The following is a 10,819-nucleotide window of genomic DNA, read 5'->3' as shown; positions in this document are numbered from 1 at the left end:
CCGAAAATCGATTTTTGGTTAAAGAAAACGAATATGAATATCAAAAAAATATACTGTACAGCACTTATCCTATTCCTTTGCACTTTCCAGTCAAAGGCACAGGAAGTTCTTACTATTGAGCAGGCTATGACTATAGCTCTGGAAAATAATTTTGAAATTAAAATTGCTAAAAATAATTCCAAAATAAACGAAACAAACGTAACAATTGGAAATGCAGGAATGCTGCCTACAGCAACGGCAAATATTACCGACAACAACAGCATTACAAATTCTACACAAGTAAGACAGGATGGAACATCGACTTCTTTGGACAATGCAAAAAACAACAGTTTAACTTATGGCGTAAGTTTAGGCTGGACTGTTTTTGATGGAATGAAAATGTTCGCAAAACTTGATCAGCTGAAAGAACTTCAGAAATTGGGCGACGCAGAACTTAAAAGAACTATTTTAGTTAAAATTGCTCAAGTAAATTCTGCTTATTATGATTTAGTACAAATGCAACAACAATTATCTGCATTGGACACTACAATTGTAATTTCAAATCAACGATTAACTTTGGCTAAAAACCGTTTCAGTATCGGAAAAGCATCAAAATTGGAAGTTTTAAACGCACAAGTCGATTTAAACTCAGATCAAGTTGCTTTATTGAGACAAAAAGAAGCATACGCTAATGGTAAAATTTTATTGAATCAGCATTTGGCACGCGACCCAAAAATTGATTTTAAGGTTACAGATGAAGTAAAAGTGGACAATAAATTGGTTTTGGCCGATTTAATGGATTTAGCTCAAAAACAAAATCCAGGTTTAGAAGCACAAATCATCAATAAACGTATTGCCGAATTACAGCTAAAACAAGTAAAAGCAGATCGTTATCCTACTTTAAGACTAACTTCAGGATATAATTTTTCTGAAAGCCAGTCAAGTTTAGGTTTTACGAGCGAAACATCTTCAAGGGGTTTAAATTATGGTTTTAATGCTTCTATGAACATATTTGATGGTTTTAATCAGCATCGAAATGAAAAAGTAGCCAAACTACAGATCGAGAATTCGCAGATTGCTATAGAACAGCAAAACACTGTTCTAAATACGCAGTTAAGCACAGCTTTTCAAACGTATTTAACCAATCTGGAATTAATTGATTTAGAAGAAAACAATGAAGCAATTGCTAGACAAAATTTAGAAATTACATTGGATAAATTTAAAATTGGAACCATTACAACACTCGATTTTAGAACTGCCCAGCTAAATTATGTTAACGCAAAAGTACGCTACAGTAACGCACAATACGAAGCAAAACTATCTGAAATTGCTCTAAAAGAATTAGCAGGAAATATTAATTTTTAATTTTCCTTTTAAAAATCAAATATTATCTGCCGAATCTGCTAAATCTGCGAGCTATTTTTCTCTCGCAGATTTAGCAGATTCGGCAGATTTTTTTTAATGTCATAAAGGATATACAGCACTTTTCAAGGAAATATTCTGTTTGTATAATCTTAAATCACCACTATTTCTTGGTATTCAATATTTTTCTATTTTACACACAGCAGAATATTTTTTTAATTTAAATTTGTTTCAAAACATACTTCAATGATTACATACAATACCAAAGACTGGTTCACCTTTATTTTTCATTTTCATAAATCGGATACTGTTCGAAAACTGTTTACGATTATGATCGCAATTGGAATCTATGCTGCCATCGTATGCTATCTTGAACTTCAATATTTTAAGGTAACCAAAAACGATTATATTCATAACATTCCGATGATGCACGGAATGCTTGGATTCGTGATTTCACTTTTGCTTGTTTTTAGAACCAATACGGCTTACGACAGATGGTGGGAAGGTCGAAAACTTTGGGGCGGACTTGTAAATAACAGCCGTAATCTAGCTATAAAACTTTCGGCAATTTTAAAAGACGAAAATGACAGAAAGTTTTTTAGAAAATTTATTCCGATGTATGCTGAAATTCTAAATATCCATTTAAAAGACGAAGAAACCAGCAAACAGCTTTTTGAAGATGTTGATTTGGAAATTGACCATCACAAACACAAACCAAATCAGCTGAAAAGAATCATGTATCATAAAATCAATGATTTGTATGATGCAGGAAAAATAACTGGAGAACAGTTAATCACTATTAATGATGAATTAGTTGCATTTACAGATATTTGTGGTGCTTGCGAGCGTATTAAAAACACTCCTATTCCCTACTCTTACAGTGCTTTTATAAAGAAATTTATCTTCTTTTATACCATGACTCTTCCGTTTGGTTACTCTGTTAGTTTAGGCTATCTAGTGGCTCCTGTAGTGGTTTTCATATTTTATGTATTAGCGAGTTTAGAGCTAATTGCCGAAGAAATTGAAGATCCGTTTGGAAATGACGAAAATGACCTTCCTACAAGAAAAATAGCCGAAAATATCAAAAAACATGTGGAAGAACTGATTTAACAAAACGTTAAATCTGCCGTTTATATTTTTATTTTCATTAAATTTAGAGTCTTCACCAAAAATAAATTTAATGAACAATCAACGATTTTTAGTCAATCCGCTTCAATTATCGCAAGAGAAATCATTAAAAACTCTTGTAGAAAACAGAACTATTTACAATCTTAATAATTGCGAATTAAATCTATTTGAAACCTACGAATCGACTCAAAAAGTTCCTTTGAAATTTAATGATTTGGTAGTCACCAGTATGCTGAGAGGCAAGAAAATCATGCACCTTTTTGATGATCCTGAATTTGTTTACCTTCCTGGTGAAACAGTTATTGTTCCGTCAAATGTAGAAATGAAAATTGATTTTCCCGAAGCTACAAAAAACAATCCTACACAGTGTTTAGCATTGGCTATTGATCAGGATAAAATTATTGAAATATTAAACTTCTTAAATGAACAATATCCGAAAGAAGGAACTAATATGTACTGGCAGTTAAACTATCAAAACTACTTCTTTTACAATAATGTAGAAATGGCTGCAACAATCAATAAACTCATAAAGGAATGCATGAGTACTTCTGTTGCCAAAGATATTTTTGCAGATTTGACTTTAAAAGAATTACTAATCAGAATTATTCAGACACAAACAGTTAAATCTATTGACGAAGGAAAATTTTTAGATGCAAATAATCCAATAAAAGAAGTTACAGAATATATCAAACAAAATCTGAAAGAAAATATAAGCTTAAAATCACTGAGCGAAAAAGCTTGTATGAGCACAACTTCTTTCTATCGCTTCTTTAAGCGTGAACTCGGAATGAGTCCGATTGAATATATTTTGAATGAGAAAATAAAATGTGCTAAAAATCTTCTGAAGAATCCAACCCTTCAAATTAACGAAGTCTGTTATTTGGCTGGCTTTGAAGATGCCAATTACTTTATTCGATTATTTAAAAAACACGAAGGAATTACACCGAAACAGTATCAGTTACTTTATATTAATTAGGGTCAAAGTAACAAAGGTGCATAGGTACAAAGTTTTGAAAACCTTTGTCGCTTTGCGCCTTTGTTACTTTGCACCTAAAAAAAGGTTACTGGTTCTAAATCCTTCTCTTCTTCGGGAGTAAAAATTCGGTATTCTATTTGAAAAGTCTTTTTTAATGGAGTTTCTAAAGAAAAACCTCCTACTCCAAATGCATCAATTACAGTCAAAGTAAAATGAGCATGTTTCCAATATTCAAATAAATCTTTGTCGACCCAAAATTCGGTATCTTCAATTGTACCAATACAAACATCGCCTGTTCGCTGATAATAACCTCCTTTTTCAAAACACTGTGGCTGTGTGCCTTCACAACATCCGCCTGCTTGATAAAACATCAGATCACCGTGTTTTTCTTTTAGAACTTTAATCAGTTCAATTGCTTTTTCTGTTGCATCAATTCGTTTAATCATCGCTTTCAAAATTAAAAAAAGCAGCAAATTCAATTAAGAATTTACTGCTTCAACATAAACCACCTATTTACGATTGTGCTATATCAAGTACGACTCTACCTTCTATTTCACCTTTTTTCATTTTATCAAAAACATTGTTAATGTCTTCCAATTTTGTTGGCGTTACTGTAGCTTTGACTTTTCCATCAACGGCAAATTCAATCGCTTCTTTCATATCTTTTCGAGTTCCGACAATAGAACCTCTAATGGTAATTCTATTTAAAACAGTATCGAAAATAGACAAATCAAAATTACCTGGAGGAAGTCCGTTTAATGCCATTGTACCTTTTCTTCTCAATGTTTCAAGCCCTTGTTTGAAAGCAATTGGAGAAACTGCGGTAACCAATGCCCCATGCATTCCACCAACTTCTTTCTTTAAGAATTCTCCAGGATTTTGATTTTTAGCATTCACTACCAAATCGGCGCCTAATTTTTTTGCCAGTTCCAATTTATCATCTCCAATATCAATTGCAGCCACATTCATTCCCATAGCTTTTGCATATTGCACAGCAACGTGTCCTAAACCTCCAATTCCAGAAATTGCCACCCATTCGCCAGGTTTTACCTCAGTTTCTTTTAACCCTTTGTAAACTGTAACGCCGGCACATAAAATCGGAGCCATTTCGATAAAATTCACGTTAGAAGGCAAAATTCCAACATATCTGGCATCTGCAATTACATATTCTGCAAATCCGCCATCTACGCTGTAACCGCCGTTCTGCTGGCTCTCGCATAAGGTTTCCCAACCAGTGATACAATGGTCACAGCCACCGCATGCACTATACAGCCAAGGCACACCAACAGCATCGCCTTCTTTTACGTTTTTTACATCTTGCCCAACTGCTACAACATATCCGACAGCTTCGTGTCCAGGAATTAAAGGCATTTTAGGTTTAACTGGCCAATCTCCTTCTACAGCATGTAAATCGGTGTGGCACACTCCACTTGCAATTACTTTTACAAGAATTTCATTTCTACCTGGGCGTTTTACTTCAACTTCTTCGATTTGCAGAAGAGAACCAAATTCTCTAACGACCGCAGCTTTCATTGTTTTTGGAAGCATAATTCTATGGTTTACGAGAGCAGAAAGTCTATCGAAATTCTATTCTCTGGTTTATATTCTTTATTATGAACTATCTACCAAACGAACTACTAATTAAATGACGCTGATAAAACGCATTTACTTCGTAAAAACGCAGATTAAGACGGATTTAATTCAGATTAATAAAAAACCCGTCTCAATCCGTGTCTTCGCGTTAGCGAATCAGTATCATCCGTGTGCCCTTTCTAAAATTAGCACAGGGGATGGATAGTCCTATTCTTTCTTTAGAAGAATCCTAATTTCTTTTTGTCGTAAGAAATCAGCATATTTTTGGTTTGGCGATACTGGCTCAGCATCATTTTGTGGTTTTCACGACCAATTCCAGATTGTTTGTAACCTCCAAATGGAGCGCCAGCAGGATAAGAATGATATTGATTAATCCAAACACGACCTGACTGAATTGCTCTCGGCACCTGATAAATCTCGTGTGCATCACGTGTCCAAACTCCTGCACCTAAACCATACATGGTATCATTGGCAATTTCGATCGCTTCTTCAGTAGTTTTGAAAGTCGTAACTGCTAAAACTGGCCCGAAAATCTCTTCTTGGAAAATTCTCATCTTGTTATGCCCTTTAAACAGCGTTGGTTTGATGTAATAACCACCTTCTAAATCACCTCCCAATTTATTTTCATCACCTCCAGTCAATAATTCTGCTCCTTCTTCTTTTCCTAATTTGATATAAGACATAATCTTCTCTTTCTGAACAATCGAAGTCTGAGCACCAATCATAGTAGATTTATCCAGCGGATTTCCAGCAATAATCGCTTCTGTTCTCTCAATTACTTTTTTGATAAACTTGTCGTAAATATCTTCATGGATTAATAATCGAGAAGGACAAGTACAGATTTCACCTTGATTTAAAGCAAATAATACGGCACCTTCTACGGCTTTGTCAAAGAAATCATCATCATGATCTGCTACTGATGGGAAGAAAATATTTGGAGATTTTCCACCCAATTCTAATGTAACCGGAATAATATTTTCTGTCGCATACTGCATTACCAAACGTCCTGTTGTTGTAGAACCAGTAAATGCAGCTTTCGATACCTTTTTATTGGTTACTAATGGACGTCCTAATTCAGCACCAAATCCGTTTACAATATTCAGAACTCCAGGAGGAAGAATATCGCCAATTAATTCCATTAAAACCATAATAGAAATTGGCGTGCTTTCTGCTGGTTTCAAGACAATAGTATTTCCTGCTGCAAGAGCTGGAGCAATTTTCCAAACCGCCATTAAAATTGGAAAATTCCACGGAATAATCTGAGCTACAACACCAAGAGGTTCGCTCAAAGCGATTGAAACAGTTTGCGAATCCAATTCAGAAATCGCACTTTCTTCTGCACGAATTACACCGGCAAAATATCTAAAGTGATCAATAGCTAACGGAATATCTGCCGCAAGTGTCTCACGGATTGGTTTTCCGTTGTCTACCGTTTCAACTGCTGCAATATATTCTAAATTGTCTTCAATTTTTTGTGCAATCTTATTTAGTAAAATACTTCTTTCGGTTACAGAAGTTTTTCCCCACGTTTTAAATGCTTCATAAGCAGTATCAACAGCCAATTCAAGGTCTTCTTTTCCAGAATGCGCTGCTTTTGTAAATACTTTTCCATCAATAGGAGAAACTACATCAAAGTATTCTCCTGTAATTGGCGCTACAAATTTTCCTCCAATATAGTTATCGTATTTTGCCTTAAATTCAGGTCTTTTTACTGCGGTACTCATAATATTCTTTTTTTGATTTACTCCAAATTTAGTTTCATAAAAAGAAAAAGAATAGCATTATTCATTCATCTTGTAGCACAAAAATTACACATTCAGTTTTTTTAATCTTTTATAATAATCATTTATCAAAATTTTAATCTATAAATTGCTAAATAATTAGTAGGCAGCATTTTTCGGTCAATTAAAAACAACTAGAAAAAACTACTCAATTTTTTCCTACTCCAACGCGCAATCCTTATATTTGTAACCTCATACAAAGAATTAAAGAACTACAATGAAAATATCTTACAACTGGTTAAAACAATTTATTAAAACAGATTGGACATCTGAGCAGACTTCTGAATTACTAACAGATTTAGGTTTAGAAGTTGAAGTTGTTGAAAAATACGAATCTATTAAAGGAGGTTTGGCAGGCGTTGTTGTTGGACACGTTTTGACATGCGAAAAACATCCTGATGCTGATAGATTGAAAGTTACTACAGTTAATATTGGTTTAGAAGCTCCTGTACAAATTGTGTGTGGCGCTGCAAACGTGGCTGCAGGACAAAAAGTGCCAGTTGCTACTATCGGAACCGTTTTATATGATAAAGAAGGTGAAGAATTTACCATTAAAAAAGGAAAAATCCGCGGACAGGAAAGTCACGGAATGATCTGTGCTGAAGATGAATTAGGTTTAGGAACAAGCCACGACGGAATTATGGTTTTGGCTGATGATTTAGTTCCTGGAACACCTGCTTCTGAAGTTTTCCAAATTGCAAATGACGAAGTTTTCGAAATCGGATTAACTCCAAACCGTGCCGATGCCATGAGCCATTTTGGAACTGCGCGTGATTTAAGAGCGGGAATGTTGCAGCGTGGCGTAAACATAGAATTGATTACACCTTCTGTAAGCAATTTTAGAGTTGACATGCGTACGCTAAAAATTGATGTAAATGTTGAAGATACTCATTTAGCTCCAAGATATTGTGGTGTAACTATTTCTGGAATTTCTGTACATGAATCTCCAAGCTGGCTACAAGACCGTTTAAAAGCGATTGGATTAACTCCGAAAAATAATATTGTTGACGTTACAAATTATGTTCTTCATGAGTTAGGACAGCCTTTACATGCTTTTGACGCTGCCAAAATCAACGGCAAAATTATTGTAAAAACAGCTACTGAAGGAACTAAATTTGTGACTCTTGATGATGTTGAAAGAACACTTCACAAAGAAGATTTAATGATTTGCGACGAAAAAGGTCCATTATGTATTGCTGGAGTTTTTGGAGGTAAAAAATCTGGAGTTTCTGAAGGAACAATATCTATTTTCTTAGAAAGTGCTTATTTTGATCCTGTAAGCATTCGTAAAACAGCCAAAAGACATCAATTAAGTACAGATGCTTCTTTTAGATTTGAAAGAGGAATTGATCCAACGATTACAGAATATGCTTTAAAACGTGCAGCACTTTTAATTCAAGAAGTTGCTGGCGGAAAAATCACTTCTGATGTTGTTGAAGTTTATCCTAAAAAAGTGGAAGATTTCTCTGTTTTACTGAATTTTAGCCATGTTTCTAAAATCATCGGACAGGAAATTCCAAAAGATACCATCAAAAAAATCTTGGTTTCTTTAGATATTAAAGTAAATAGCGTTTCTGATACTGGTTTAGGCTTAACGATTCCTGCATATCGTGTAGACGTTCAGCGTGAAATTGACGTAATCGAAGAAATCTTGAGAGTTTACGGTTATAATAACATTAATTTCTCTAAGAAATTTAATGCTACTGTAGCAAATTCGCCAAGAACAGAAGATTATAAGGTACAAAACGTAATTGCTTCTCAGTTGAATTCGCAAGGTTTCCACGAAATGATGGCTAACTCATTGACAACTGCGGCTTACGCGAAATTATCTTCTTCATTAAAAGAAGAACATAACGTTTCAATGTTGAATCCGTTGAGTAGTGATCTAGCGACACTTCGCCAGTCTTTATTGTTTTCTGGATTAGAAGCTGTTTCTTATAATATCAATAGAAAAAATTCGGATTTAAAACTTTTCGAATTCGGAAAAACCTATCATAAGTATTTAAACGGATATGAAGAGCACAAACACCTTTCTTTATTAGTTTCTGGAAACCGAAACAAAGAAAGCTGGACAAGTCCACAAAAAACAACAGATTTCTTCTTGTTGAAAGGATATGTAAAAGCGATTTTATCTCGTTTAGGAATTGAAAAAATTTCGAATGCGCCCGTTCAATCAGATATTTACTCTGAAGGAACTGCGATTACATACAACAATGATATTTTAGTTGAAATGGGTGTTATTAAAAAACCTATTTTAAAACATTTCGGTATTAAACAAGACGTTTATTACGCAGATTTTAACTGGGATTTGGTTCTAAAAATCATTACAGGAAAAATTAAATACACTGAAATTCCTAAATATCCAGAAGTACGTAGAGATTTAGCCTTATTGATTGACGAAAGTACAACTTATGAAAGTATTTTCAATTTGGCTAAACAAACAGAAAAAACACTTTTAAAAGACGTTAATCTATTTGATGTCTATCAAGGTGATAAATTACCAGAAGGAAAAAAATCGTATGCATTGAGTTTTACCATTCAAGACAATACTAAAACTTTAACTGACACTCAAATTGACAAAATCATGTCTAAATTACAGCAGACATTTGAAACGGAACTTGGAGCAAGTTTAAGATAGATTCTTTCAAATTCTAAAATAAAAACCCGACAGGTCTAAGATCTTGTCGGGTTTGTTTTTTTGTTTCAAGTTTTAGGTTTCAAGTTTCAAGTTTCAGGTTTCGGGTTTCAGGTTTCAGGTTTTTAACCGCAAAGAACGCAAAGGTTTACGCAAGGTTCGCTAAACTTTGTTTTCTTTGCGTAAGCCTTTGCGTTCTTTGCGGTAAATCTACACTCAAAGTTTATCAACTTGAAACCTGAAACTTCAAACTTGAAACAAACTCATTTAGCATATTTCTGATACGCTCTCATCAGCTTTTCATCGTATTTATTGGTTTTATAAGCTGGTCCGTTGTATTTTAAAGCAAACGAAGCCCAGTTTTTATTTTGTAGCAATCCGATCAAATTATTTTTCTCAAGAAATCGTCCAAAAGCTTTGAGATGTTCTCCTTCATTCTGATTCATTTTATCTACAAATTCATCAATACTGCTATATCCGATAGAAACTGCATTAAAGCCCATAATTTGAAAAAGTCCCCAAGAAGCTGAACAGTTTGCCGCATCAGCTATTTTTTTGTCTGAGCCGAGCTTTTTTGCCTTTTCTAAGCGTGTATATTCGGCTGTTCCTCCAACGTAATACTTCTTAGTATAATTTTCGAATAAAATATCCTGCGTATTTGCATTAACAAAAGTCTTCGGATCGATATTTCTTTTCTTCAATTCACTCCAAAAAATATGTCCTTCAAACAAAATTTTCGGACGTCCGTCAATTAAAAAACCTTTTCCGTTACTTTCAACTTCGTTAACCGCTTTTACAACTGCGAGTTCCAACTTAAACTCATTCGAAAAATTAATCAAATCCTGTTCTGATAATAGCTTATTATTTGTCGACAAACCATTTTTGCTTTTTTCTAAAAGTGTCGACCAAGTTTTAAGCCCCACTACTCCATCAACCACAAGACTGTTTTTCAACTGAAAATCTTTGATTGCTTTATCTGTTTCTTTCCCGAAATAATCGGAAACAATTACACCGTATTTTAATTTTGCTAAAAGTTCATTTAAGTAATAAACTTCAGGAGATTTTGTACCTGCTTTTATGGTTCTCATTATTTTTATTTTTGGTTTTACTTGATGTTTGAAGAAATCAAGAACATCACTTTGTCAAAACAATTGACTTTGTAGAAATCAGAATATTATTGTTCATCGTGCTTCTTACAATAAAACTGAACAATATAAGGGTCGGGAATTTAGATATTGATTGCAAAACAATCTAACTAAACTTAGAAATGATATTGGCCGTGATATAATCTCAGAAAAATAATTATTTAAGAAACTACCTTTTGAATGTCTGTTTTTTTATCTCAAAACTGGCAATGTAAAATTA

8 protein-coding genes are annotated in these 10,819 nt (G+C 33.9%); 4 read left to right on the top strand and 4 right to left on the bottom strand.

All coding sequences use genetic code 11. The annotated features are described in order from the left end of the window. Positions 1 to 33 precede the first annotated feature (33 nt). The 3 genes from DMA14_RS11650 (at position 34) to DMA14_RS11640 (ending at position 3,445) form a co-directional block, all read left to right on the top strand. Positions 34 to 1,344 carry a TolC family protein gene (locus tag DMA14_RS11650; RefSeq protein ID WP_111424835.1) on the top strand — a complete coding sequence of 437 codons (1,311 nt, stop codon included), beginning with the start codon at positions 34 to 36 and terminating at the stop codon, positions 1,342 to 1,344. Between the two features lie 243 nt (positions 1,345 to 1,587). Continuing rightward, complete coding sequence (locus tag DMA14_RS11645) at positions 1,588 to 2,451, top strand: bestrophin family protein (RefSeq protein WP_111424834.1); 864 nt, start codon at positions 1,588 to 1,590, stop codon at positions 2,449 to 2,451. A 70-nt stretch (positions 2,452 to 2,521) separates the two neighbouring features. After that, positions 2,522 to 3,445, top strand: a complete 924-nt coding sequence (locus DMA14_RS11640; RefSeq protein ID WP_111424833.1) for an AraC family transcriptional regulator — start codon at positions 2,522 to 2,524, stop codon at positions 3,443 to 3,445. Positions 3,446 to 3,519: 74 nt separating this feature from the next. Here DMA14_RS11640 and DMA14_RS11635 read toward each other — a convergent pair whose 3' ends face one another. The 3 genes from DMA14_RS11635 to DMA14_RS11625 form a co-directional block, all read right to left on the bottom strand. Continuing rightward, positions 3,520 to 3,891 carry a DUF779 domain-containing protein gene (locus DMA14_RS11635; protein ID WP_111424832.1) on the bottom strand — a complete coding sequence of 124 codons (372 nt, stop codon included), beginning with the start codon at positions 3,889 to 3,891 and terminating at the stop codon, positions 3,520 to 3,522. A 67-nt stretch (positions 3,892 to 3,958) separates the two neighbouring features. Further along, complete coding sequence (gene adhP / locus DMA14_RS11630; RefSeq protein WP_111424831.1) at positions 3,959 to 4,993, bottom strand: alcohol dehydrogenase AdhP; 1,035 nt, start codon at positions 4,991 to 4,993, stop codon at positions 3,959 to 3,961. A 263-nt stretch (positions 4,994 to 5,256) separates the two neighbouring features. Further along, a complete protein-coding gene (locus tag DMA14_RS11625; protein ID WP_111424830.1) occupies positions 5,257 to 6,762 on the bottom strand; it encodes an aldehyde dehydrogenase family protein in 1,506 nt (501 codons plus the stop codon). Positions 6,763 to 7,036: 274 nt separating this feature from the next. Here DMA14_RS11625 and pheT point away from each other — a divergent pair, with 274 nt between their 5' ends. After that, a complete protein-coding gene (pheT, locus tag DMA14_RS11620; RefSeq protein ID WP_111424829.1) occupies positions 7,037 to 9,457 on the top strand; it encodes a phenylalanine--tRNA ligase subunit beta in 2,421 nt (806 codons plus the stop codon). Between the two features lie 260 nt (positions 9,458 to 9,717). Here the strand turns inward: pheT and DMA14_RS11615 are convergent, their stop codons facing one another. Beyond that, positions 9,718 to 10,542, bottom strand: a complete 825-nt coding sequence (locus tag DMA14_RS11615; RefSeq protein ID WP_111424828.1) for an N-acetylmuramidase domain-containing protein — start codon at positions 10,540 to 10,542, stop codon at positions 9,718 to 9,720. Positions 10,543 to 10,819 lie beyond the last annotated feature (277 nt).

Source organism: Flavobacterium sharifuzzamanii (assembly GCF_003254585.1).
GTDB classification, from domain to species: domain Bacteria; phylum Bacteroidota; class Bacteroidia; order Flavobacteriales; family Flavobacteriaceae; genus Flavobacterium; species Flavobacterium sharifuzzamanii.
The sequence above is the reverse complement of the archived record's forward strand: the minus strand, read 5'-3'. Positions and strand labels throughout refer to the sequence as shown.

Excerpts from the sequence above, each read along its gene's own strand:
- DMA14_RS11635 (WP_111424832.1), bottom strand. The coding sequence starts at position 3,891 with ATGATTAAACGAATTGATGCAACAGAAAAAGCAATTGAACTGATTAAA.
- pheT (WP_111424829.1), top strand. The coding sequence starts at position 7,037 with ATGAAAATATCTTACAACTGGTTAAAACAATTTATTAAAACAGATTGG.
- DMA14_RS11615 (WP_111424828.1), bottom strand. The coding sequence starts at position 10,542 with ATGAGAACCATAAAAGCAGGTACAAAATCTCCTGAAGTTTATTACTTA.
- adhP (WP_111424831.1), bottom strand. The coding sequence starts at position 4,993 with ATGCTTCCAAAAACAATGAAAGCTGCGGTCGTTAGAGAATTTGGTTCT.
- DMA14_RS11645 (WP_111424834.1), top strand. The coding sequence starts at position 1,588 with ATGATTACATACAATACCAAAGACTGGTTCACCTTTATTTTTCATTTT.
- DMA14_RS11625 (WP_111424830.1), bottom strand. The coding sequence starts at position 6,762 with ATGAGTACCGCAGTAAAAAGACCTGAATTTAAGGCAAAATACGATAAC.
- DMA14_RS11640 (WP_111424833.1), top strand. The coding sequence starts at position 2,522 with ATGAACAATCAACGATTTTTAGTCAATCCGCTTCAATTATCGCAAGAG.
- DMA14_RS11650 (WP_111424835.1), top strand. The coding sequence starts at position 34 with ATGAATATCAAAAAAATATACTGTACAGCACTTATCCTATTCCTTTGC.